The sequence below is a fragment of the Bacillus niameyensis genome, assembly GCF_001375535.1.
In the GTDB taxonomy this organism is placed as follows: Bacteria; Bacillota; Bacilli; order Bacillales; family Bacillaceae_C; genus Lederbergia; species Lederbergia niameyensis.
Map to the genome: position 1 here is coordinate 2,998,493 of NZ_LN831197.1, position 25,610 is coordinate 3,024,102.

The 25,610-nt window shown below is 43.0% G+C and carries 14 protein-coding genes, 9 tRNA genes and 6 rRNA genes; 2 read left to right on the forward strand and 27 right to left on the reverse strand.

Annotated elements, in window-relative coordinates; translation table 11 throughout:
* The 18 genes from BN1243_RS22360 to BN1243_RS14290 all read right to left on the reverse strand — a co-directional run.
* Positions 1-387, reverse strand: a 387-nt coding sequence (locus BN1243_RS22360) for a hypothetical protein (RefSeq protein WP_062107862.1), incomplete at its 3' end; no start/stop codon positions are given.
* Between the two features lie 19 nt (positions 388-406).
* Positions 407-868 (reverse strand): CtsR family transcriptional regulator, encoded by a 462-nt coding sequence (locus BN1243_RS14210; protein WP_062107729.1) that lies wholly within the window; start codon positions 866-868, stop codon positions 407-409.
* A 481-nt stretch (positions 869-1,349) separates the two neighbouring features.
* Positions 1,350-1,465: ribosomal RNA gene (gene rrf / locus BN1243_RS14215) — 5S ribosomal RNA — on the reverse strand.
* A gap of 290 nt (positions 1,466-1,755) precedes the next feature.
* A 23S ribosomal RNA gene (locus BN1243_RS14220) occupies positions 1,756-4,709 on the reverse strand.
* A gap of 437 nt (positions 4,710-5,146) precedes the next feature.
* Positions 5,147-6,694, reverse strand: a 16S ribosomal RNA gene (locus BN1243_RS14225).
* A 171-nt stretch (positions 6,695-6,865) separates the two neighbouring features.
* Positions 6,866-6,941, reverse strand: a tRNA-Ala gene (locus BN1243_RS14230).
* A gap of 16 nt (positions 6,942-6,957) precedes the next feature.
* Positions 6,958-7,034, reverse strand: a tRNA-Pro gene (locus BN1243_RS14235).
* Between the two features lie 39 nt (positions 7,035-7,073).
* Positions 7,074-7,148, reverse strand: a tRNA-Gly gene (locus BN1243_RS14240).
* Positions 7,149-7,183: 35 nt separating this feature from the next.
* Positions 7,184-7,265 (reverse strand) — tRNA-Leu (locus BN1243_RS14245).
* A 37-nt stretch (positions 7,266-7,302) separates the two neighbouring features.
* A tRNA-Lys gene (locus BN1243_RS14250) sits at positions 7,303-7,378 on the reverse strand.
* A gap of 6 nt (positions 7,379-7,384) precedes the next feature.
* A tRNA-Thr gene (locus BN1243_RS14255) sits at positions 7,385-7,460 on the reverse strand.
* A gap of 9 nt (positions 7,461-7,469) precedes the next feature.
* Positions 7,470-7,545: transfer RNA gene (locus BN1243_RS14260), tRNA-Val, on the reverse strand.
* A gap of 12 nt (positions 7,546-7,557) precedes the next feature.
* Positions 7,558-7,673: ribosomal RNA gene (gene rrf / locus BN1243_RS14265) — 5S ribosomal RNA — on the reverse strand.
* Positions 7,674-7,803: 130 nt separating this feature from the next.
* Positions 7,804-10,757: ribosomal RNA gene (locus tag BN1243_RS14270) — 23S ribosomal RNA — on the reverse strand.
* A gap of 229 nt (positions 10,758-10,986) precedes the next feature.
* Positions 10,987-11,062 (reverse strand) — tRNA-Ala (locus BN1243_RS14275).
* A 43-nt stretch (positions 11,063-11,105) separates the two neighbouring features.
* A tRNA-Ile gene (locus BN1243_RS14280) sits at positions 11,106-11,179 on the reverse strand.
* 90 nt (positions 11,180-11,269) lie between these two features.
* A 16S ribosomal RNA gene (locus BN1243_RS14285) occupies positions 11,270-12,817 on the reverse strand.
* Together the 16S, 23S and 5S rRNA genes with 9 tRNA genes alongside form the textbook arrangement of a ribosomal RNA operon.
* Before the next feature lie 257 nt (positions 12,818-13,074).
* Positions 13,075-13,938, reverse strand: coding sequence for a nucleotidyltransferase-like protein (locus BN1243_RS14290; RefSeq protein ID WP_062105437.1), 864 nt, complete (start codon positions 13,936-13,938; stop codon positions 13,075-13,077).
* Positions 13,939-14,084: 146 nt separating this feature from the next.
* Between BN1243_RS14290 and BN1243_RS14295 the strand changes: the two genes are divergently transcribed.
* Together BN1243_RS14295 and BN1243_RS14300 are read left to right on the forward strand one after the other, a co-directional pair.
* On the forward strand, positions 14,085-14,438 hold the full coding sequence (locus BN1243_RS14295; RefSeq protein ID WP_062105438.1) for a YgzB family protein: 354 nt from the start codon (positions 14,085-14,087) through the stop codon (positions 14,436-14,438).
* 162 nt (positions 14,439-14,600) lie between these two features.
* Complete coding sequence (locus BN1243_RS14300) at positions 14,601-15,221, forward strand: YesL family protein (RefSeq protein ID WP_062105439.1); 621 nt, start codon at positions 14,601-14,603, stop codon at positions 15,219-15,221.
* Positions 15,222-15,300: 79 nt separating this feature from the next.
* On the opposite strand, the gene perR is transcribed toward BN1243_RS14300, so the two are convergent.
* From perR to dnaN, 9 genes are all read right to left on the reverse strand, one after another.
* Positions 15,301-15,738: a peroxide-responsive transcriptional repressor PerR gene (gene perR / locus BN1243_RS14305; RefSeq protein WP_154669812.1), complete on the reverse strand. Its 438-nt coding sequence runs from the start codon at positions 15,736-15,738 to the stop codon at positions 15,301-15,303.
* 76 nt (positions 15,739-15,814) lie between these two features.
* Positions 15,815-16,378: a cob(I)yrinic acid a,c-diamide adenosyltransferase gene (locus BN1243_RS14310; protein WP_062105441.1), complete on the reverse strand. Its 564-nt coding sequence runs from the start codon at positions 16,376-16,378 to the stop codon at positions 15,815-15,817.
* A 424-nt stretch (positions 16,379-16,802) separates the two neighbouring features.
* The gene (locus BN1243_RS14315) at positions 16,803-17,888 is read right to left on the reverse strand and encodes an HD-GYP domain-containing protein (protein ID WP_230200207.1); all 1,086 of its coding nucleotides are present in this window, start codon (positions 17,886-17,888) and stop codon (positions 16,803-16,805) included.
* A gap of 197 nt (positions 17,889-18,085) precedes the next feature.
* Complete coding sequence (gene gyrA, locus BN1243_RS14320) at positions 18,086-20,581, reverse strand: DNA gyrase subunit A (RefSeq protein WP_062107866.1); 2,496 nt, start codon at positions 20,579-20,581, stop codon at positions 18,086-18,088.
* Positions 20,582-20,676: 95 nt separating this feature from the next.
* Complete coding sequence (gene gyrB / locus BN1243_RS14325; RefSeq protein WP_062110642.1) at positions 20,677-22,599, reverse strand: DNA topoisomerase (ATP-hydrolyzing) subunit B; 1,923 nt, start codon at positions 22,597-22,599, stop codon at positions 20,677-20,679.
* Between the two features lie 45 nt (positions 22,600-22,644).
* Complete coding sequence (gene remB, locus BN1243_RS14330) at positions 22,645-22,899, reverse strand: extracellular matrix regulator RemB (protein ID WP_062107868.1); 255 nt, start codon at positions 22,897-22,899, stop codon at positions 22,645-22,647.
* 10 nt (positions 22,900-22,909) lie between these two features.
* Positions 22,910-24,028 carry a DNA replication/repair protein RecF gene (recF, locus tag BN1243_RS14335; RefSeq protein ID WP_062107870.1) on the reverse strand — a complete coding sequence of 373 codons (1,119 nt, stop codon included), beginning with the start codon at positions 24,026-24,028 and terminating at the stop codon, positions 22,910-22,912.
* Between the two features lie 63 nt (positions 24,029-24,091).
* Positions 24,092-24,307 carry a S4 domain-containing protein YaaA gene (gene yaaA / locus BN1243_RS14340; protein ID WP_062107872.1) on the reverse strand — a complete coding sequence of 72 codons (216 nt, stop codon included), beginning with the start codon at positions 24,305-24,307 and terminating at the stop codon, positions 24,092-24,094.
* A gap of 119 nt (positions 24,308-24,426) precedes the next feature.
* Positions 24,427-25,563: a DNA polymerase III subunit beta gene (dnaN, locus tag BN1243_RS14345; protein WP_062107874.1), complete on the reverse strand. Its 1,137-nt coding sequence runs from the start codon at positions 25,561-25,563 to the stop codon at positions 24,427-24,429.
* Between the last annotated feature and the right edge of the window lie 47 nt (positions 25,564-25,610).

A 25,610-nucleotide genomic window follows, 5' to 3' on the forward strand; every position in this document is an offset into this window, starting at 1 on the left:
AACTTTCCCGCCATGCTTTACATTTCCACTGTGTAGCCTTTTTAAAATTGGAGTAATCTTGTTATGGAAAGTTTTATAACAATTTGTACAACCGAAGCGTCCAATATTTACAAATTGTTGATATGTCATCTTACAAACATCACATTGAACGGGGGCTTGTGGTTGAGAAGACTGCGATGATTTACTTTGCTGAAAAGCTGTTGAATCCCAATTAAGCAGACCTGCTAGTAGATCATTGAAGGAGAAACCAGTGCTACCTTCCGACATAAATAATTCCCCTTTTTCATGAGCGCACTTTTCACATAGCTGTATCGTCGTCTTTTCCCCATTGACTACCTGTGTAAAATGAACAGCCGCTGGTCTTTCATTGCACTTTTGACAGATCATCCGATTTCACCTTACCTTTTTATTCGTATTTAATAGCGTAAAGCATAGCTTTCAATATTCGTGCACGCAACTCATCTCTTTGTGGTAATTCTATATATATAACGGACCGATCCATCACGCTTAACATTAACCTAGCTTCCCTATTTGAGATAACTTCTTCCTCAACTAAGCGCAATATAATATCCTGAGCACTAGCTTGAGATATTTTATTTCCGGTTAAAGCGGACAATTGGTCAATTAAATGGACCTTATCATGTGATCTAACCTTGGTGATTCGGATATAGCCCCCGCCCCCTCGCTTACTTTCTACTAAATAACCTCTTTCGATTGTAAAACGAGTATTAATGACATAGTTAATTTGAGAGGGGACACATTGAAATTTATCGGCCACTTCACTTCTTTTAATCTCCACAATTTCAGTATCACTTAATTCAAGTACCCTTTTTAAATAATTTTCTATGATGTCCGATATATTTCTCAACACTCCAACCTCCTCTCATAAAATTTTCAACAACTGACTTTGACTATATTTGACTTAATTATACACAAAAGGGTAAATAAAAATCAATTATCTACTTAATGACCATAGGAATATTTTATCCATGAACAACAAAATTGAAACCATAGAAGTTAACTTTCAAAATAACAAATTAGATATGCAGGGGGATTCAGTCTGAAACTATTATGTTTAATGCATTAAAAAAGACATCCAATTTTGAATGTCTTTGATTTTCCTTACAACGTCTTGTTCTCTCAAGGAGGAAGTCCCTTCCTGCCATCGACACTGAAAAACTTAACTGCGTGTTGTGGATCAGGATGACCCGTTTCACTTCCTCAATCTCATAGGCATAGTCCGGATCTCTCTCTGATCCTCGCTTGTTTAAAAAGAGAACCTCTTCATTATGTACAAAACCTTCGGTTTAAATAAACAAAAAAGACACCCACATTTGGATGTCTTGATCGCCTGGCAACGTCCTGCTCTCACAAGGGGAAGCCCCTTACTACCATCGGCGCTGAAGAGCTTAACTGCCGTGTTCGAGATGGGAACGGGTGTGACCTCTTCGCTATCGTCACCAGACTACTTGCACAGGATGTGCTGACTTCTGCGTTGCTCACAGGACGTGAGTGATCTTAGCAGAAGATCCTTTTAATGAGGTTCATTCCCTCAAAACCAGATAAAAGAGAAGTAGTCATCGAAAAACATTCTTTCCTAATCCAGCTCCAGCGCCTATCGGCTAGTAAATATCTACGCTTCTTCCTACGATAAGTCAACATCGATTTGTCCTGTTGGACTTCATCGTGTTTCCTTTATCTCGTCAGAAGCTAGGATATTTATACGCCGATGTTACAGGCGCTTCCGCTTTTTGTTTGATTAAGCCCTTGACCGATTAGTATCCGTCAGCTCCATGTGTCGCCACACTTCCACCTCGGACCTATCAACCTGATCATCTTTCAGGGGTCTTATGGTATAAACCAAGGGAAATCTCATCTTGAGGGGGGCTTCATGCTTAGATGCTTTCAGCACTTATCCCTTCCGCACATAGCTACCCAGCTATGCCTCTGGCGAGACAACTGGTACACCAGCGGTGCGTCCATCCCGGTCCTCTCGTACTAAGGACAGCTCCTCTCAAATTTCCTGCGCCCGCGACGGATAGGGACCGAACTGTCTCACGACGTTCTGAACCCAGCTCGCGTACCGCTTTAATGGGCGAACAGCCCAACCCTTGGGACCGACTACAGCCCCAGGATGCGATGAGCCGACATCGAGGTGCCAAACCTCCCCGTCGATGTGAACTCTTGGGGGAGATAAGCCTGTTATCCCCGGGGTAGCTTTTATCCGTTGAGCGATGGCCCTTCCATGCGGAACCACCGGATCACTAAGCCCGACTTTCGTCCCTGCTCGACTTGTAGGTCTCGCAGTCAAGCTCCCTTGTGCCTTTACACTCTGCGAATGATTTCCAACCATTCTGAGGGAACCTTTGGGCGCCTCCGTTACTCTTTAGGAGGCGACCGCCCCAGTCAAACTGCCTGCCTGACACTGTCTCCCACCCGGATCACGGGTGCGGGTTAGAATGTCAGTACAGCAAGGGTAGTATCCCACCGATGCCTCCACAGAAGCTGGCGCTCCTGCTTCGACGGCTCCTACCTATCCTGTACAAGCTGCACCAACATTCCATATCAGGCTGCAGTAAAGCTCCACGGGGTCTTTCCGTCCTGTCGCGGGTAACCTGCATCTTCACAGGTACTATAATTTCACCGAGTCTCTCGTTGAGACAGTGCCCAGATCGTTGCGCCTTTCGTGCGGGTCGGAACTTACCCGACAAGGAATTTCGCTACCTTAGGACCGTTATAGTTACGGCCGCCGTTTACTGGGGCTTCAATTCGTACCTTCGGCTTGCGCCTAAGCACTCCTCTTAACCTTCCAGCACCGGGCAGGCGTCAGCCCCTATACTTCGCCTTGCGGCTTCGCAGAGACCTGTGTTTTTGCTAAACAGTCGCCTGGGCCTATTCACTGCGGCTCTCTCGGGCTTTCACCCAAAAGAGCACCCCTTCTCCCGAAGTTACGGGGTCATTTTGCCGAGTTCCTTAACGAGAGTTCTCTCGATCACCTTAGGATTCTCTCCTCGCCTACCTGTGTCGGTTTGCGGTACGGGCACCTCCCGCCTCGCTAGAGGCTTTTCTTGGCAGTGTGGAATCAGGAACTTCGGTACTATATTTCCCTCGCCATCACCGCTCCGCTTTAAAGAGAAGGATTTGCCTCCTCTTCAGCCTAACGGCTTGGACGCGCATATCCAGCAGCGCGCTTACCCTATCCTCCTGCGTCCCCCCATTACTCAAACGGCGGGGAGGTGGTACAGGAATATCGACCTGTTATCCATCGCCTACGCTTTTCAGCCTCGGCTTAGGTCCCGACTAACCCTGAGCGGACGAGCCTTCCTCAGGAAACCTTAGGCATTCGGTGGAAGGGATTCTCACCCTTCTTTCGCTACTCATACCGGCATTCTCACTTCCAAGCGCTCCACCAGTCCTTCCGGTCTGGCTTCACAGCCCTTGGAACGCTCTCCTACCACTGACACCTACGGTGTCAATCCGCAGCTTCGGTGATCCGTTTAGCCCCGATACATTTTCGGCGCAGAGTCACTCGACCAGTGAGCTATTACGCACTCTTTAAATGGTGGCTGCTTCTAAGCCAACATCCTGGTTGTCTAAGCAACTCCACATCCTTTTCCACTTAACGGATACTTGGGGACCTTAGCTGGCGGTCTGGGCTGTTTCCCTCTCGACTACGGATCTTATCACTCGCAGTCTGACTCCTGAGAATCAAGTCTTTGGCATTCGGAGTTTGTCTGAATTCGGTAACCCGATGAGGGCCCCTCGTCCAAACAGTGCTCTACCTCCAAGACTCTTTCTCAAGGCTAGCCCTAAAGCTATTTCGGAGAGAACCAGCTATCTCCAGGTTCGATTGGAATTTCACCGCTACCCACACCTCATCCCCGCACTTTTCAACGTACGTGGGTTCGGGCCTCCAGTAAGTGTTACCTTACCTTCACCCTGGACATGGGTAGATCACCTGGTTTCGGGTCTACGACCTCATACTATATGCGCCCTATTCAGACTCGCTTTCGCTGCGGCTCCGTCTCTTCAACTTAACCTTGCATGAAATCGTAACTCGCCGGTTCATTCTACAAAAGGCACGCCATCACACAGCGTTTTCCCATAGGGAAATACGCATCCATGCTTTGACTATTTGTAGGCACACGGTTTCAGGATCTATTTCACTCCCCTTCCGGGGTGCTTTTCACCTTTCCCTCACGGTACTGGTTCACTATCGGTCACTAGGGAGTATTTAGCCTTGGGAGATGGTCCTCCCAGCTTCCGACGGGATTTCACGTGTCCCGCCGTACTCAGGATCCACTCAGGAGGGGATGACATTTCGACTACAGGGCTGTTACCTTCTGTGGCCGGCCTTTCCAGACCGCTTCGTCTACATCATCCTTTTGTAACTCCGTATAGAGTGTCCTACAACCCCAAGAGGCAAGCCTCTTGGTTTGGGCTTTTCCCGTTTCGCTCGCCGCTACTCGGGGAATCGATTTTTCTTTCTCTTCCTCCGGGTACTGAGATGTTTCAGTTCCCCGGGTCTGCCTTCCATTTCCTATGTATTCAGAAATGGATTCTGCCCCATTACGAGCAGAGGGTTTCCCCATTCGGAAATCTCCGGATCGAAGCTTACTTACAGCTCCCCGAAGCATTTCGGTGTTAGTCCCGTCCTTCATCGGCTCCTAGTGCCAAGGCATCCACCGTGCGCCCTTACTAACTTAATCGTTCGTGCAATGATAAGCTTCGAATCTCTGCGTCAGCTTCATTCATTCGCATCCTCACGTATTATATACGCTCCGGCGCTCACTCATTTGCTTCCTTGATCTTCTCGCTTCTCCTTGCTCGACCTTAATAAGGTCTTACTAGTTTTCTTACGGAATTCTCCGTAAGGTGAATGTTTCTCGGTTTATATCTTCTCATTTTATCTGGTTTTCAAAGAACAAACTTTTGAGAGTTTGAACTCTCAAAACTGAACGAAACGAAACGTCTTTTTTACGATGTCTAGCTCTGGCGCCTATCGACTAGCAAATATCTACGCTTCTTCCTACGATAAGTCAACATCGATTCGCCTAATGGCTCATCGTGTTTCCTTTATCTCGTCAGAATCTATGATATTTGTACGTCGATGGACAGGCGCCTCCGCTTTTCGTTTATTCCTTAGAAAGGAGGTGATCCAGCCGCACCTTCCGATACGGCTACCTTGTTACGACTTCACCCCAATCATCTGTCCCACCTTCGGCGGCTGGCTCCAAAAGGTTACCCCACCGACTTCGGGTGTTACAAACTCTCGTGGTGTGACGGGCGGTGTGTACAAGGCCCGGGAACGTATTCACCGCGGCATGCTGATCCGCGATTACTAGCGATTCCGGCTTCATGTAGGCGAGTTGCAGCCTACAATCCGAACTGAGAATGGTTTTAAGGGATTGGCTAAACCTCGCGGTCTCGCAACCCTCTGTACCATCCATTGTAGCACGTGTGTAGCCCAGGTCATAAGGGGCATGATGATTTGACGTCATCCCCACCTTCCTCCGGTTTGTCACCGGCAGTCAAATTAGAGTGCCCAACTAAATGCTGGCAACTAATTTCAAGGGTTGCGCTCGTTGCGGGACTTAACCCAACATCTCACGACACGAGCTGACGACAACCATGCACCACCTGTCACCGCTGTCCCCGAAGGGAAAGGCCTGTCTCCAGACCGGTCAGCGGGATGTCAAGACCTGGTAAGGTTCTTCGCGTTGCTTCGAATTAAACCACATGCTCCACCGCTTGTGCGGGCCCCCGTCAATTCCTTTGAGTTTCAGCCTTGCGGCCGTACTCCCCAGGCGGAGTGCTTAATGCGTTTGCTGCAGCACTAAAGGGCGGAAACCCTCTAACACTTAGCACTCATCGTTTACGGCGTGGACTACCAGGGTATCTAATCCTGTTCGCTCCCCACGCTTTCGCGCCTCAGCGTCAGTTACAGACCAAAGAGCCGCCTTCGCCACTGGTGTTCCTCCACATCTCTACGCATTTCACCGCTACACGTGGAATTCCGCTCTTCTCTTCTGCACTCAAGTCCCCCAGTTTCCAATGACCGCTCACGGTTGAGCCGCGAGATTTCACATCAGACTTAAGAGACCGCCTGCGCGCGCTTTACGCCCAATAATTCCGGACAACGCTTGCCACCTACGTATTACCGCGGCTGCTGGCACGTAGTTAGCCGTGGCTTTCTGGTCAGGTACCGTCAAGGTACCGTCAGTTAAACGGTACTTGTTCTTCCCTGATAACAGAGTTTTACGATCCGAAAACCTTCTTCACTCACGCGGCGTTGCTCCGTCAGACTTTCGTCCATTGCGGAAGATTCCCTACTGCTGCCTCCCGTAGGAGTCTGGGCCGTGTCTCAGTCCCAGTGTGGCCGATCACCCTCTCAGGTCGGCTACGCATCGTCGCCTTGGTGAGCCGTTACCTCACCAACTAGCTAATGCGCCGCGGGCCCATCTGTAAGTGACAGCATAACCGTCTTTCAACCTTTCTCCATGTGAAGAAAGAAATTATCCGGTATTAGCTCGCGTTTCCGCGAGTTATCCCAGTCTTACAGGCAGGTTGCCCACGTGTTACTCACCCGTCCGCCGCTAACTTCAGGGAGCAAGCTCCCATCCATTCGCTCGACTTGCATGTATTAGGCACGCCGCCAGCGTTCGTCCTGAGCCAGGATCAAACTCTCATTTAAAGTTTGTTTAGCTCATATAAAGCTGGCGATGATCAAAAGATCATCTAAAATTTATTATTGACATTCGTTTCGTTCAGTTTTCAAAGATCAAATTTCTCTCCGCCTCTTTTGGCGACTTTTCTATTATATTACGTATGTAATATAATGTCAACACTTTTTTGTTTTATTTTTTGGTGGAGCCTAGCGGGATCGAACCGCTGACCTCCTGCGTGCAAAGCAGGCGCTCTCCCAGCTGAGCTAAGGCCCCAAATAAATATATTAACTGGTCGGGAAGACAGGATTCGAACCTGCGACCCCTTGGTCCCAAACCAAGTGCTCTACCAAGCTGAGCTACTTCCCGGGTATACCCATTTCCGCCAAACATGTGTAAATATTCCCTTGGAGCGGAAGACGGGATTCGAACCCGCGACCCCCACCTTGGCAAGGTGATGTTCTACCACTGAACTACTTCCGCAAATAATAATCGTTATTTATTACGAAAGGAAATGATGCGGGTGAAGGGAGTCGAACCCCCACGCCTTGCGGCACTAGATCCTAAGTCTAGCGTGTCTGCCAGTTCCACCACACCCGCAAATATAAAGTTCTTAAATAAATATTATAATTAAAAATGGTGAGCCATGCAGGATTCGAACCTGCGACCCTCTGATTAAAAGTCAGATGCTCTACCAACTGAGCTAATGGCTCATACCATGGTGCCGGCCAGAGGACTTGAACCCCCAACCTACTGATTACAAGTCAGTTGCTCTACCAATTGAGCTAGGCCGGCAAATAAGTATGGTGGAGGATGACGGGATCGAACCGCCGACCCTCTGCTTGTAAGGCAGATGCTCTCCCAGCTGAGCTAATCCTCCAATTATTAGGTAGCCTGGCAACGTCCTGCTCTCACAAGGGGAAGCCCCTTACTACCATCGGCGCTGAAGAGCTTAACTGCCGTGTTCGAGATGGGAACGGGTGTGACCTCTTCGCTATCGTCACCAGACTACTTGCACAGGATGTGCTGACTTCTGCGTTGCTCACAGGACGTGAGCGATCTTAGCAGAAGATCCTTTTAATGAGGTTCATTCCCTCAAAACCAGATAAAAGAGAAGTAGTAATCGAAAAACATTTGTTTGATTAAGCCCTTGACCGATTAGTATCCGTCAGCTCCATGTGTCGCCACACTTCCACCTCGGACCTATCAACCTGATCATCTTTCAGGGGTCTTATGGTATAAACCAAGGGAAATCTCATCTTGAGGGGGGCTTCATGCTTAGATGCTTTCAGCACTTATCCCTTCCGCACATAGCTACCCAGCTATGCCTCTGGCGAGACAACTGGTACACCAGCGGTGCGTCCATCCCGGTCCTCTCGTACTAAGGACAGCTCCTCTCAAATTTCCTGCGCCCGCGACGGATAGGGACCGAACTGTCTCACGACGTTCTGAACCCAGCTCGCGTACCGCTTTAATGGGCGAACAGCCCAACCCTTGGGACCGACTACAGCCCCAGGATGCGATGAGCCGACATCGAGGTGCCAAACCTCCCCGTCGATGTGAACTCTTGGGGGAGATAAGCCTGTTATCCCCGGGGTAGCTTTTATCCGTTGAGCGATGGCCCTTCCATGCGGAACCACCGGATCACTAAGCCCGACTTTCGTCCCTGCTCGACTTGTAGGTCTCGCAGTCAAGCTCCCTTGTGCCTTTACACTCTGCGAATGATTTCCAACCATTCTGAGGGAACCTTTGGGCGCCTCCGTTACTCTTTAGGAGGCGACCGCCCCAGTCAAACTGCCTGCCTGACACTGTCTCCCACCCGGATCACGGGTGCGGGTTAGAATGTCAGTACAGCAAGGGTAGTATCCCACCGATGCCTCCACAGAAGCTGGCGCTCCTGCTTCGACGGCTCCTACCTATCCTGTACAAGCTGCACCAACATTCCATATCAGGCTGCAGTAAAGCTCCACGGGGTCTTTCCGTCCTGTCGCGGGTAACCTGCATCTTCACAGGTACTATAATTTCACCGAGTCTCTCGTTGAGACAGTGCCCAGATCGTTGCGCCTTTCGTGCGGGTCGGAACTTACCCGACAAGGAATTTCGCTACCTTAGGACCGTTATAGTTACGGCCGCCGTTTACTGGGGCTTCAATTCGTACCTTCGGCTTGCGCCTAAGCACTCCTCTTAACCTTCCAGCACCGGGCAGGCGTCAGCCCCTATACTTCGCCTTGCGGCTTCGCAGAGACCTGTGTTTTTGCTAAACAGTCGCCTGGGCCTATTCACTGCGGCTCTCTCGGGCTTTCACCCAAAAGAGCACCCCTTCTCCCGAAGTTACGGGGTCATTTTGCCGAGTTCCTTAACGAGAGTTCTCTCGATCACCTTAGGATTCTCTCCTCGCCTACCTGTGTCGGTTTGCGGTACGGGCACCTCCCGCCTCGCTAGAGGCTTTTCTTGGCAGTGTGGAATCAGGAACTTCGGTACTATATTTCCCTCGCCATCACCGCTCCGCTTTAAAGAGAAGGATTTGCCTCCTCTTCAGCCTAACGGCTTGGACGCGCATATCCAGCAGCGCGCTTACCCTATCCTCCTGCGTCCCCCCATTACTCAAACGGCGGGGAGGTGGTACAGGAATATCGACCTGTTATCCATCGCCTACGCTTTTCAGCCTCGGCTTAGGTCCCGACTAACCCTGAGCGGACGAGCCTTCCTCAGGAAACCTTAGGCATTCGGTGGAAGGGATTCTCACCCTTCTTTCGCTACTCATACCGGCATTCTCACTTCCAAGCGCTCCACCAGTCCTTCCGGTCTGGCTTCACAGCCCTTGGAACGCTCTCCTACCACTGACACCTACGGTGTCAGTCCGCAGCTTCGGTGATCCGTTTAGCCCCGATACATTTTCGGCGCAGAGTCACTCGACCAGTGAGCTATTACGCACTCTTTAAATGGTGGCTGCTTCTAAGCCAACATCCTGGTTGTCTAAGCAACTCCACATCCTTTTCCACTTAACGGATACTTGGGGACCTTAGCTGGCGGTCTGGGCTGTTTCCCTCTCGACTACGGATCTTATCACTCGCAGTCTGACTCCTGAGAATCAAGTCTTTGGCATTCGGAGTTTGTCTGAATTCGGTAACCCGATGAGGGCCCCTCGTCCAAACAGTGCTCTACCTCCAAGACTCTTTCTCAAGGCTAGCCCTAAAGCTATTTCGGAGAGAACCAGCTATCTCCAGGTTCGATTGGAATTTCACCGCTACCCACACCTCATCCCCGCACTTTTCAACGTACGTGGGTTCGGGCCTCCAGTAAGTGTTACCTTACCTTCACCCTGGACATGGGTAGATCACCTGGTTTCGGGTCTACGACCTCATACTATATACGCCCTATTCAGACTCGCTTTCGCTGCGGCTCCGTCTCTTCAACTTAACCTTGCATGAAATCGTAACTCGCCGGTTCATTCTACAAAAGGCACGCCATCACACAGCGTTTTCCCATAGGGAAATACGCATCCATGCTTTGACTATTTGTAGGCACACGGTTTCAGGATCTATTTCACTCCCCTTCCGGGGTGCTTTTCACCTTTCCCTCACGGTACTGGTTCACTATCGGTCACTAGGGAGTATTTAGCCTTGGGAGATGGTCCTCCCAGCTTCCGACGGGATTTCACGTGTCCCGCCGTACTCAGGATCCACTCAGGAGGGGATGACATTTCGACTACAGGGCTGTTACCTTCTGTGGCCGGCCTTTCCAGACCGCTTCGTCTACATCATCCTTTTGTAACTCCGTATAGAGTGTCCTACAACCCCAAGAGGCAAGCCTCTTGGTTTGGGCTTTTCCCGTTTCGCTCGCCGCTACTCGGGGAATCGATTTTTCTTTCTCTTCCTCCGGGTACTGAGATGTTTCAGTTCCCCGGGTCTGCCTTCCATTTCCTATGTATTCAGAAATGGATTCTGCCCCATTACGAGCAGAGGGTTTCCCCATTCGGAAATCTCCGGATCGAAGCTTACTTACAGCTCCCCGAAGCATTTCGGTGTTAGTCCCGTCCTTCATCGGCTCCTAGTGCCAAGGCATCCACCGTGCGCCCTTACTAACTTAATCGTTCGTGCAATGATAAGCTTCGAATCTCTGCGTCAGCTTCATTCATTCGCATCCTCACGTATTATATACGCTCCGGCGCTCACTCATTTGCTTCCTTGATCTTCTCACTTCTCCTTGCTCGACCTTAATAAGGTCTTACTAGTTTTCTTACGGAATTCTCCGTAAGGTGAATGTTTCTCGGTTTATATCTTCTCATTTTATCTGGTTTTCAAAGAACGAATATACCTTTTGGTGGAGCCTAGCGGGATCGAACCGCTGACCTCCTGCGTGCAAAGCAGGCGCTCTCCCAGCTGAGCTAAGGCCCCATTAAATAAAACTCTATTTAAATTTCAAAATAGAGTAGGATGATGGGCCTGAGTGGACTCGAACCACCGACCTCACGCTTATCAGGCGTGCGCTCTAACCGGCTGAGCTACAGGCCCCCATCAATAAATGAAGGTTTGATCCCTCAAAACTGAACGAAACGAAACGTCTTTATTAATATTGACTCGCAGTCAATATATATTCCTTAGAAAGGAGGTGATCCAGCCGCACCTTCCGATACGGCTACCTTGTTACGACTTCACCCCAATCATCTGTCCCACCTTCGGCGGCTGGCTCCAAAAGGTTACCCCACCGACTTCGGGTGTTACAAACTCTCGTGGTGTGACGGGCGGTGTGTACAAGGCCCGGGAACGTATTCACCGCGGCATGCTGATCCGCGATTACTAGCGATTCCGGCTTCATGTAGGCGAGTTGCAGCCTACAATCCGAACTGAGAATGGTTTTAAGGGATTGGCTAAACCTCGCGGTCTCGCAACCCTCTGTACCATCCATTGTAGCACGTGTGTAGCCCAGGTCATAAGGGGCATGATGATTTGACGTCATCCCCACCTTCCTCCGGTTTGTCACCGGCAGTCAAATTAGAGTGCCCAACTAAATGCTGGCAACTAATTTCAAGGGTTGCGCTCGTTGCGGGACTTAACCCAACATCTCACGACACGAGCTGACGACAACCATGCACCACCTGTCACCGCTGTCCCCGAAGGGAAAGGCCTGTCTCCAGACCGGTCAGCGGGATGTCAAGACCTGGTAAGGTTCTTCGCGTTGCTTCGAATTAAACCACATGCTCCACCGCTTGTGCGGGCCCCCGTCAATTCCTTTGAGTTTCAGCCTTGCGGCCGTACTCCCCAGGCGGAGTGCTTAATGCGTTTGCTGCAGCACTAAAGGGCGGAAACCCTCTAACACTTAGCACTCATCGTTTACGGCGTGGACTACCAGGGTATCTAATCCTGTTCGCTCCCCACGCTTTCGCGCCTCAGCGTCAGTTACAGACCAAAGAGCCGCCTTCGCCACTGGTGTTCCTCCACATCTCTACGCATTTCACCGCTACACGTGGAATTCCGCTCTTCTCTTCTGCACTCAAGTCCCCCAGTTTCCAATGACCGCTCACGGTTGAGCCGCGAGATTTCACATCAGACTTAAGAGACCGCCTGCGCGCGCTTTACGCCCAATAATTCCGGACAACGCTTGCCACCTACGTATTACCGCGGCTGCTGGCACGTAGTTAGCCGTGGCTTTCTGGTCAGGTACCGTCAAGGTACCGTCAGTTAAACGGTACTTGTTCTTCCCTGATAACAGAGTTTTACGATCCGAAAACCTTCTTCACTCACGCGGCGTTGCTCCGTCAGACTTTCGTCCATTGCGGAAGATTCCCTACTGCTGCCTCCCGTAGGAGTCTGGGCCGTGTCTCAGTCCCAGTGTGGCCGATCACCCTCTCAGGTCGGCTACGCATCGTCGCCTTGGTGAGCCGTTACCTCACCAACTAGCTAATGCGCCGCGGGCCCATCTGTAAGTGACAGCATAACCGTCTTTCAACCTTTCTCCATGTGAAGAAAGAAATTATCCGGTATTAGCTCACGTTTCCGCGAGTTATCCCAGTCTTACAGGCAGGTTGCCCACGTGTTACTCACCCGTCCGCCGCTAACTTCAGGGAGCAAGCTCCCATCCATTCGCTCGACTTGCATGTATTAGGCACGCCGCCAGCGTTCGTCCTGAGCCAGGATCAAACTCTCATTTAAAGTTTGTTTAGCTCATATAAAGCTGGCGATGATCAAATGATCATCTATTTATTATTGACGTTCGTTTCGTTCAGTTTTCAAAGATCAAACTTGCTTGCTTCTTAACAGCGACTTTATTATCATACAACTTTCAGTCTGGAAAGTCAAGAAGTTTTTTATCTTTTTTTTCGACCGCCGAACTTAACGTCAGCAGCGACGTTTATTACTATAACAAGTTTATTAGAATTGGTCAATACCTTTTTTCAAAAAAAGGTAAACTATTTCTTGAAATAAAATCTATCGCTTAGTCCCAGTGTGTTTATAGGAACTTCGACTACTGTAATAAAGTCTTTATCGATTAGGTATTCCACTAGTAGATCTAAATCAACACCATAATAATGAAGTTCAGGATGAGATTTCAACTCACCAATCGACCATTGGGTTTGCATTTCTAAAGTTTCCAAAAGATGCCCAGCACCAATTTTCGTTCTAGAAAAGATTAAAAATTCACTAGCTATAAAAAGTAAGTCTAATCTTTTTTCAATAGATTCCTCGCTGTTAACGAGTTCCTCATATAACTTGTAGATTTCTGGATCCATCTGCTTAACCTGACTCCATACCGTTAATTCAGGATAAAAGCCCTTTTCGATAATGGCTAGACGAGCTAGATGGTGTAAACAATGAATCATATGATTATATGCATCTAAAAATTGGCCCGTTTCAAAAAACGATTTCCCGTTTAAATATCTACGGATAAGCTTTGCAAACTCGACTCCTATTTTCAATTTACGATCATAAAATGGAAAGTCTCGTAACTCATTTCTTAAATTTAATACAAACTCGTTCTTATCAAATAAAACTTCACCTTCATGTATCCATTCTATAATTTTGTTATTCGATCCAAAAAGAATCCATTCTTTTATTTGCTGTTCTGTTACATTATGAAGAGCGATTCTTTTATCATTATATTGATAATGCATAATAGATGTCGAATCAGTTCGTTGACGTACTATAACAAGCAAGATGAAATCAAACGTATTTGTCGAAGGGGATAGTTGCTGTTTCTTTTCAATTACTAAAATACCTAATGTGTTTTCACTATCTTCTTTTTCTACACAGATGCTTTTGAGGATTTCTTCCATGGCAATTCCTCCAATTCCTTATTACCCTTTTCTTTCGACAGTAATTCGAAATCTCCTTCTTCCTTTCTCCACATACGTTATTTAACGGAATATATAGTAGGAAGTTTTTCTTCCATATGATATATTTACTTTCAGGAGGGCTCACTATGGCAAAAAAATATTCAAGTAAAATAAATAAGATCCGGTCCTTTGCTCTTGGTTTAATCTTTGCTGGGTTTATTATTATGTATGGGGGAATATTCTTCAAAAATCATCCTATTGTTATGACGATTTTTATGATTTTAGGAGTATTAGCTATTCTTTCTAGTACATTAGTTTATTTTTGGATTGGAATGCTTTCAACAAAGGCAGTACAAGTAATTTGTCCAAATTGTAACAAACCTACTAAAGTGTTAGGTAAAGTAGATATGTGCATGTATTGTAGGGAACCACTTACCTTGGATCCAAATCTTGAAGGCAAGGAATTTGATGAAAAATACAATCGCAAGAAAAATCTTTAAAAAATTTCGCTTTTTTAAATTTATTGATATATGTTATAATTACTATATCAAAAAGGGAACGATGCTGAGCAAGTTTAAAATATGCTTCCGAATTCCTTTTCGGTCAAGTGCAATGTTGCTCTGCATCGTCATTCTCAAAAATAGATTAAATGGTGGTTAACTATGAATATCTTAAACAGCAGGTTATATACTATTTTGGAAACGGTGTCTTTTTTCTTTTTATTAAATATCCTTTGGTTCGTCATGTGTCTGCCGATCATTACTATCTTTCCAGCTACTGCTGCTATGTTCGGGGTGATCAGACAATATGTTATTAAAAAGGATTCAGCTGTCTTCCTTCCCTTTTTTCGCTTTTTCAAGGAAAATTTCAAACAAAGTTTTTTACTTGGCATTCTAGTCTCTATCTTTGGTTACATCCTTTATATTGACTTTATGCTGATCGGTACTTTAGGGAAAGTCATGCAAAACCTACTGCTAGCCTCGTTGTTTTTAATTGCATCCATTGGGTTACTAACTTCTATATATATTTTCCCAATGATGGTTCACTATAAGTTAACATTATGGAGAGTAGTAAAAAACTCCTTCTTTTTTGCTATTAAGTATTTTCCATCAACACTCTTATCTATTATTTTATTAGTATTAATGTTTGTTTTCCTAAACTATTTACCTGTAACATTTCTATTAATCTTTAGTTTTGTTGCTTATCTAGTCTTTATGATCTGTTATAGCCGATTCTACAAAGAAGAAGAGGTCATTAAGGCGAGTAATCTGGAACAAGCTTAATTTAAAATGGCAAACTGCTGTTATAAGCAGTTTGCCATTTTTGAATAAAGTAAAATAGCCTATAAAAGTTAGGCTATTTTTAATGTGTTTCTTTATTTCCGCAATCAGGACATACACCATAAATTTCCATGCGATGGTGGCCAACTTGGAATCCCGTTACATGGGCTGCCAACTGTTCAACTTCATCTAAGCCTGGATAATGAAAGTCAACAATCTTCCCACAGTTCTCGCAAATAATGTGATAATGGTCTGATGTCACAAAATCAAATCTGCTAGAAGCATCACCATAGGTAAGTTCCTTTACTAAGCCCACTTCCCGAAAAACGCGTAAATTATTATAAACAGTTGCAACACTCATGTTCGGAAATTTATCTTCGAGTGATTTATAAATATCGTCTGCAGTTGGATGTGACATACTCTGAACTAAATACTCCAAAATCGCATGACGTTGGGGTGTAATTCGAACTCCTGTCTGCTTCAATGTTTGAATCGCATCTTTTAATTGATGTTCTGACACCGCCATGCACCTCTTTTCTAACATAAAATTGATTATCTATTTATAATTCTTATAAATAGTGTACTAAAAAATGGGTTTAGCTGTCAATCTTGTCTCCTTCATGCAGATTTACTTCTTCTTCTCCTAATATATGATGGACATATCGTGCTACGACAAATAAAAGGTCAGAAAGTCGATTTAGATAAGATAAAACAAGTGGATTATTTGTTTCAAGACCAACTACGATTCTTTCCACTCTGCGCACAACCGTTCTCGCTACGTGAAATGCAGCTCCAGCAGGATGTCCACCAGGAAGAATAAAATTCTGCAATGGTGTAAGCTGTTCATCTAAACGATCAATTGCTTCTTCTAATAGCTTTACATCACTTTCTTTTAATTTCCATTTCACTTCTTTATCATTAGGAGTAGACAATTCTGCCCCTACATGGAAAAGAGCTGTTTGTACTTGATGAAAAAGTTGTTGCAGCTCTTGAAATTCTTTTCTATCTTCTTGCTTCAAATAACTAACAGCTAGTCCAATCATCGAATTTGCTTCATCACAACTTCCATACGCTTCAACACGCAAATCGTTTTTGGCTATTCTTTGCCCATAGACAAGGGATGTTGTCCCCTTATCACCTGTTTTTGTGTAAATCTTCATTAAGCTCCCTCCAATTATTCAGACTCATGCCAAATATTGTATCACGGAAATAATCATTGGCGCAGGTCCGACACTCTCTCCGCTAAAATAAAAAAAGGCTGAATAACTCAGCCCTAAAATTAATCTATATGCATTGAGGAGGTATGCCCTACTGTAACANAGCTCATATAAAGCTGGCGATGATCAAAAGATCATCTAAAATTTATTATTGACGTTTGTTTCGTTCAGTTTTCAAAGATCAAACTTTCAATCGCTCTTAACTGCGACTTTTATATATTATCACTTAAAAGTCATAGTGTCAAGTGTTTTTTTATTTTATTCAATTGCTCTCTCAAGCACATGTTCTAATATACCAACTTCTTTTAAATTATGCAAGAGTTTTTTTGAGAAAAATAAATAAAACAAAGCTAAATTATAATCTATATTAGTTCATTACTTGTTGTACGTAGAGTTGTCTGTGCTTTTCAAGATCAACCATTTCGTTGTTTTCCTTGATTTTAATTAACGGCCTAGTTTTAGCATTCGGTTTATTAAAGATAATTTCACCTACACGTCCATCTGATAATATTACATTTGTTCCAACTGGAAGCTCAGCAATTGCGGATATTAATACTTGTAAAATAGAAATATGAAGTTTACCAAATTGGTCTTCTTTCATCATTTGAAGTGTTTTAAATGGAGACCTTTTATTCATATATAATCTATTTGCTGTCATTGCATGATAAATATCTGCTATAGCAATCATTTGAGATTGCATTTGTATTTTCGCCCCTGACTCTCCCAATGGGTATCCTGTTCCATCCAACCTTTCGTGATGTTGAACAATTGCTAATTTGCTTTCAGGTTTTAATAAAGAAATATCTTTAAGCATTTGGTAGCTATATATTGGGTGCTTTTTTATTTCATTCCATTCATGGTCTCTTAATGATCTTGTACTTATAATTGTACCTTCATCAATCTTTGACATCCCACAATCAGCGAGACATCCCGCCATAGCAATTTGCAAACATTGGCCATTATCATACCCCATTTCTTTTGCAATAAAACTAGCAATCAAACTGACGGCAATAGCATGATGATACAAGTAATCTTGTTTATTGGAGAATTGATCAATGCGCTGTAACCAATCTTTGTTTTCATGTGACTTTTTAAATAAAGGGATTAAAAAGGAACGTATTTTAGAAATATTTATTGCCGAACCTGATCGCCACGACTGAAATTCTTTTTTATATTGAGTAACTGCACTCGAGTACAATTCTAAAAAGGATAAATCTTCGCCATTACCCTTATATGTGTCTGTATTCGTTTTCATTTCCTCAAAGGGTTTACCGCTATTTAACCTATTTCCAACTTCAACTTCTTTAATTAAAAAAGCCCTTAATACATTAAGATGCTCTTCTGTTAAAACAGTGTTGGCAGGTATAATCGGGGAACTCGTGGAACCCATAACATCTTTTAGTAATACACTACCTTCTTTAAGTTCTTCTACTTTTACCTTCACATTGATCACTTCCGTATGAATAATATAAAAAGTGTAGGTGCCTGTCGCTAAGGGACAAGCAATTATATTTAGATTAATGGAATACTTTACTCTACATCATCTCGCTGTAAGAACTCAATCACTTAAGCGTATAACATGCTCAGCAAAACTTTATAGACTTAAATTTACTAAAAAGGCGTCAAAAGGTGACGCCTCCTTAGTCTTTATTACTCTTCTTTCTCTTCTATTTCAGGCGTCTGATCTTCATCTTCGACATCTTCAGACACTTGTTCTTCTTCCTTTTCTACTTTCGCTACTGTTGAAACAGACGAATCTTCTCCAAGAGTCATTAGTTTAACACCTTGTGTATTTCGTCCAATAACCGAAATGCCCTGGACATCCATTCGAATAATTATACCACTATCTGTAATAAGCATAATATCTTCATCGCCTTGTACAGTCTCAACTGCTACTACAGTGCCAGTCCGCTCTGTAATTTTACAAGTGATTAATCCTTTTCCACCGCGACTTTGTATCCGATATTCGGCCGCAGAAGTTCGCTTTCCATAGCCATTTTTCGTAACTACTAGAACATCATCATTCTCATCAAGAATTTCCATTCCAACAGCTTCATCTTCGTCAGATAAAGTAATTCCCTTTACACCAGTTGCTGTTCTTCCCATTGACCTAACATCTTCTTCATGGAAACGAATGAGCAATCCATTTTTCGTACCCAAAACAATATCCTTTTCCCCATCAGTTAACTGAACAGAAATAAGTTCATCATTTTCTCTTAAACCGAGGGCAATGAGACCATTCGTACGAATATTGGCAAACGCTGATAATGGAGTACGTTTTACGACACCTTGTTTTGTAGCGAAAAATAAATACGATTCATCAAGGAATTCTTCAACACATATAACCGTATTAATCCATTCATCTTTTTCAATATCCAATAAATTGATAATTGGTAAACCTTTTGCAGTTCTACTAAATTCAGGAATTTCATAGCCTTTTGCACGATAAACCTTCCCTTTATTAGTAAAAAACAGAATGGTATCATGGGTCGAACTCGTAATTAAATGCTGAACAAAATCATCATCATTTGTCCCCATTCCCTGGACACCGCGGCCACCACGTTTCTGACTTCTGTAAGTGGAAATAGGAAGACGTTTTATATACCCATTATGCGTTAATGTAACAACAATATTTTCCCTTGGGATTAAATCTTCGTCTTCTATTTGTTCAATGCCACCAGCAACAATTTCTGTTCTTCTTCCGTCATCAAAACGTTCTTTAATTTCCAATAACTCTTCTCTAATAATCTCGAGAATTTTTTCTTCATTTGCTAAAACTGCTTTTAACTCCTCGATCAATTTACGAAGATTTTGATATTCTTCTTCAATTTTATCGCGCTCTAAACCCGTTAAGCGTTGGAGACGCATATCAAGAATAGCCTGAGCTTGTTTTTCAGAAAGCTGGAACTGCTCCATCAAACCAGTACGTGCAATATCAGTCGTTTCAGACCCTCTAATCAAACTAATAATCGCATCAATGTGATCAAGTGCAATTCTTAATCCTTCTAAAATATGCGCTCTTGCCTCGGCTTTTCTTAATTCAAATTCAGTTCTTCTACGAATAATAACCTTTTGATGTTCAAGATAGTAATAGAGACATTGCTTTAAGTTTAGAACTTTAGGTTGGCCGTCAACCAATGCCAACATATTAATACCAAAACTCGTTTGCATTGCAGTTAATTTATAGAGGTTATTTAAAATCACATTAGCATTCGCATCTCTGCGCACTTCAATGACGATTCGCATACCATTTCGGTCCGATTCGTCATTCAAGCTAGTTATACCTTCAATTTTCTTTTCTCGAACAAGTTCCGCGATCCGTTCAATGAGTTTTGCTTTATTAACTTGATAAGGAAGTTCATTAACAATAATCGTTTCCCTATCATTCGATTTCGTCTCTATTTCAACTTTTGCTCGTAAAATAATAGACCCTCTACCAGTTTCATATGCTCTTCGAATCCCACTTCTTCCTACGATAATACCCGCTGTAGGAAAATCAGGTCCTGGAATATATTCCATTAGTTCCTGGATAGTGATATCGGGTTCCTTGCTAAGTGCAAGCAGAGCATTAATAACTTCTCCTAATTGGTGCGGAGGAATGTTAGTCGCCATTCCAACAGCAATTCCGGAGGAGCCATTCACAAGTAAATTAGGAAATCGAGCTGGTAAGACTGCAGGTTCTCTTTCAGATCCATCATAGTTATCTTTATAATCAATCGTATCTTTATTGATATCACGGACGAGTTCCATTGAAATTTTGGACATTCTCGCTTCCGTATAACGCATTGCAGCTGCAGAATCTCCATCTACGGAACCGAAATTCCCATGTCCATCTACTAACATATTTCGATAGCTAAAGTCCTGAGCCATTCTAACCATCGTTTCATAGACCGCAGAATCACCGTGTGGGTGATACTTACCGATTACTTCTCCGACAATCCTAGCTGACTTTTTAAAGGCTTTGTCACTCGTCATCCCCAGATCATTCATAGCATATAAAATTCTCCGGTGAACAGGTTTTAAGCCATCTCGTACGTCAGGCAGTGCACGCGAAACGATAACGCTCATTGCATAGTCCAAAAATGATGTACGCATTTCTTGGCTTAAATTAATTTCTTTTATATTAGAATTGGGTAAATCTGCCAATACTAGCAACCTCCCTCTTTAAAAGGGCAAATACCTCGAGAAGAGAAAATAAACTCATACTCAATGGCAAATTTGCTCTAACTTAAATTCTGTTCCTATATATCTAAATTTTTCACGTATTGTGCATTTTCCTCGATAAATATACGTCGAGGTTCAACCTTTTCACCCATAAGCATGTCAAACGTGCGGTCCGCTTCAATCGCATCCTCTAAGCTAACTTGAAGCAATGTACGGGATTCAGGATTCATTGTCGTCTCCCATAATTGTTCAGGGTTCATTTCTCCAAGACCTTTATACCGTTGAATTCCTGGTTTTGGTACTTGAGGAATTTGAGCTAAATAATCTTCAAGTTCTTTATCTGAGTAAACATAGTGGTCCTTTTTTCCTTGAGAAATCTTATAGAGAGGTGGTTGAGCGATATAAACATACCCAGCTTCAACTAAAGGTCTCATATATCGATAGAAAAAGGTCAGCAATAATGTTCGTATATGTGCTCCATCAACATCTGCATCTGTCATCGTCACAATTTTGTGATAGCGCGCTTTGACAATATCAAAGTCTTCTCCAATACCTGTACCTAACGCGGTAATAATGGTCCTAATTTCATTATTGGAGAGAATTCGATCAAGACGAGCTTTCTCAACATTTATAATTTTCCCTCTCAATGGCAAAATTGCTTGAAATAATCGGTCACGTCCTTGTTTAGCAGACCCACCAGCTGAATCACCCTCAACAATAAACAATTCGCTGATTTGTGGATCCCTAGACGAACAATCGGCTAATTTACCAGGGAGATTGGAAATTTCCAATGCATTTTTTCTTCTAGTTAATTCACGGGCCTTTTTGGCAGCTAAGCGAGCTCTCGCAGCCATTAACCCTTTATCAACAATTTTTCTTGCTAAAGAAGGATTTTCTAACAAACATTTCTCGAAGTGCTCTGAAAACACTGAATCTGTAATCGTCCTTACTTCAGAATTCCCCAGCTTTGTTTTTGTTTGTCCTTCAAACTGTGGATCTGGATGTTTTATAGAGACGATAGCTGTTAATCCTTCTCGAACATCTTCTCCTGAAAGATTGCTATCATTATCTTTGAAAATATTATTTCGGCGTGCATAATCATTGATTACCCTCGTTAAAGCAGATTTAAAGCCCGCTTCATGGGCACCACCTTCATAAGTGTTGATATTATTAGCAAATGTATAAATATTACTTGCAAATCCATCATTATATTGAAGAGCAATTTCCACTAAAATATCTTCTTTTTCGCCTTCAACATAAATTGGCTCCTCATGGATAACTTCTTTCGAATGATTCAAATATTCCACATATGATTTAATCCCGCCCTCATAGTGGTATTCTACTTTCTTTTCTTCAGCTCGCTTGTCCTCTAGTGTTAATTTTAAGCCGCGATTAAGGAAGGCGAGTTCTCTCATTCGAGTAGCTAAAGTTTCAAAAACAAATTCCGTCGTTTCAGTAAAAATTTCCGGATCAGGATTAAAATGAATAATCGTTCCAGTGTGGTCTGTTTCACCGATAATTTTCAAATCGAAACTAGGTACTCCACGTTCATATTTCTGATAATGAACTTGGCCGTTAAGGTGAACATATACTTCCAGTTCTGATGAAAGGGCGTTTACTACAGAAGCACCTACGCCGTGAAGGCCACCAGAAACTTTATATCCTCCACCACCGAACTTTCCTCCAGCATGTAACACAGTCAAAATAACTTCTACAGCTGGTCTGCCCATCTTTTCTTGGATACCAACTGGGATTCCGCGACCATTGTCTTTTACAGTAATACTATTATCAGGTTCAATTGTGACATTAATCTCATCACAATAACCCGCTAAAGCTTCATCAATACTATTATCGACAATTTCCCAAACTAAATGATGGAGTCCTTTCGAGCTGGTAGAGCCTATATACATCCCAGGTCTTTTACGAACTGCTTCCAATCCTTCAAGCACCTGTATTTGGTGTTCATCATATAATTGATCCTGCATTTCTTTATGATCCATTGTCAAAAAAACTCACCTGCTCTTTCAATCGTTTTTTTGCGATATTTATAAATTTAATTCATAATCCTTTAGAGTTAGTAAGCGTCTTTTTAAGGTTGCCGGAGCAATAGGGGAGAGATAAATATGAGGATCCGTAATGATCAACGATTTATAATCATCATTAGTTAAATTCGTTAACCATTCTTTTTTTCGATCTAGAAATGATTGAATTTCCAAAGATGACTCAACCGTTTCTCTCTCTATGATGGCAATAATTTTACTCGAACGGATCATTACATCTTCTCCAGCATGGACGTACATGGGATTCACCTCATTTCACTCTTTCCATTTCCCCATTTTGTACAATAAAGGTTGTTGCCTCTCTCAAAGTTTGATGATCAATACCATCTACCGTTGTCGTTGTCACAAATGTTTGGACTTTACCTTGGATCGTATTAAGTAAATGAGATTGACGATAATCATCTAATTCAGACAAGACATCATCAAGAAGTAAAATAGGATATTCACCAACTTCTGTATAAATCAGGTCAATTTCAGCCAATTTGACAGAAAGAGCAGTTGTCCGTTGTTGTCCTTGAGAGCCAAATGTTTGCACATCCTTGCCATTAACATAAAAGGCTATTTCATCACGATGGGGGCCAATTAATGTAACTCCACGGTCAATTTCCCGATCCTGTAGCGAGTGAAATTTCTCCTCTAATTCTTTTATCATCTTCGACCAATCCAGTTCTTTCGATACCTCTATTGACGGTTTATATTGAATTTCTAAAGTTTCCAAACCTCTAGAAATGCCAGAATGAATCGGACTAGCCCATTTCTCAAGCATACGAATAAATTCAAAGCGTTTTTTCATAACTTTGACTGCCACTTCAATAAATTGTTCCGTTAAGACTTGGAGAAATGTTACATCATCTTGCCTTCTTGACTGGAGCTGCTTTAGATAATGGTTTCTTTGTTGTAATATCTTTTGAAATCGATTCATATCATGCAAATAAACAGGTGACACCTGCCCTATTTCCATATCAATAAATCGCCGCCTTATTTGAGGACTCCCTTTAACAAGATGGAGATCTTCAGGTGCGAACATAACAACATTCATATTACCTACGTACCCACTCAACTTTTGTTGTTCAATATGGTTAAATTTAGCTTTTTTTCCCTTTTTTGAAATAGTCAGCTCTAGCGGTACTTCTCCGCGCGAATTTTGTAGCCTACCCTTTATTTTAGCATATTCTGAGTCCCAACGGATTAAATCTTTATCATTTGAGCTCCGATGGGATTTTGCCAATCCTAATACATAAATAGACTCCATGACATTTGTTTTACCTTGGGCATTTTCCCCCAATATAACATTTACATTATTTTCGAAGGAAATATTAAGTTTTTCGTAATTCCTAAAGTTTACCAGTTCTAAATCTTCAATGTACATGAAGTCAACATCCTTTTATGATAAGAAGGTAGAAACTTGTGTTCGCATCCCGAAATATCTTATCTATCCTTCAATGATAAATGTACCGATTCCTTTTATCTCTATTTTATCATGAATAGTGAGTTTCCGCCCTCTACGTTGATCCTGTTCATCATTAACGAAAACCTCATGCTCACTTAAAAACCATTTGGCCATTCCACCAGATGGAATAAGGTCAGCTAGTTTCAAAAATTGACCGAGGGTAATCGTGTCAGTCTCAATTTTAATTCTTGTTTCCACGTTCTCACTCTTTTCTAATAAGTCATTCTCTTTATTTTACTAAATAATTGCAATTTAAACAAAGAAAACCCCGCCATAAAAGGGCAGGATCTATTGGATTATAAAGCTTGATGAATCGTTTAAAACGTTCTAACCGGCAGTATAAGCTGCAAGATGGAGTCATCCTCAACTGAACGAATAATGAATGGGCGCATTGCACCAGTGAAGTGAACAACTATTTGTGTACCTTCTAACGCTTTTAAAGCGTCCATCATGTATTTAGCACTGAAGGAAATTTTCAAATCCTCACCTTCGATGGATTCACAATGTAATTGTTCAACTACAGTTCCAATTTCTGGTGTTGTAGATGAGATTTCAATTTTGCGATTTTCTAAACTCGCTAATTTGACGACGTTATTTCTCTCTCCTCTTGTTAAAAGAGAGGCCCGATCAATAGCATGAAGGAAGTCCTTTGAGTGTAAAATAATCTGGGTCTTATGTTCAGCTGGTATAAGTCTTGACGTATCTGGATAATTTCCTTCTAACAGTCGCGAGAAAAATAATAAGTGTTTAAATCTGAAGAGAATTTGATTTCCAGTAATAACAATATTTACAGGGTCGCTTGAGTCATCAAGTGTTTTACTTAACTCTATAAGGCTTTTTCCTGGAATAACAGCATTTACTATATCAGTATTGGCAATTTCTATAGAAGTGGTTCGCATTGCTAATCTATGACTATCTGTCGCAGTACAAATTAACTTCTCTCCTTCTACTTGCCAGTTTACACCTGTCAAGATCGGCCGTGTTTCTGAGGTGGACACAGCGAAAACAGTTTGTCTAATCAATGACTTTAATAAATTGGCAGGTAGTGAAAATACATTTTCTTCAGCAATTTGAGGTAAATGCGGGTACTCATCGGGATCTAGACCATTTAAATTAAATTCAGCCATTCCTGAGCGAATAATAGTTTGTTGAAGATTAATAACCTCTAATTCCACTGAGTCCATTGGTAATTTTTTTACAATTTCTGAGAAAAACTTTGCATTTAATACGATTCCACCTGTTTGTTTGATTTCAACAATTTCATCACCATTTTCTTCTTTAGGAATGAAAGATTCAATGGAAATATCAGAATCGCTACCTGTAAATGTTAAACCCTCTTCTGATGCAATTATTTTAATCCCAGTAAGAATGGGAATAGTTGTTCTTGAAGATACAGCTTTCATAACATCTTGAACACTATCAATTAGCCGACTACGCTGAACAATAAATTTCATTTTGGACCTCCTTAAAAAATGTTATAGATTTGAGGTTATATTTATAT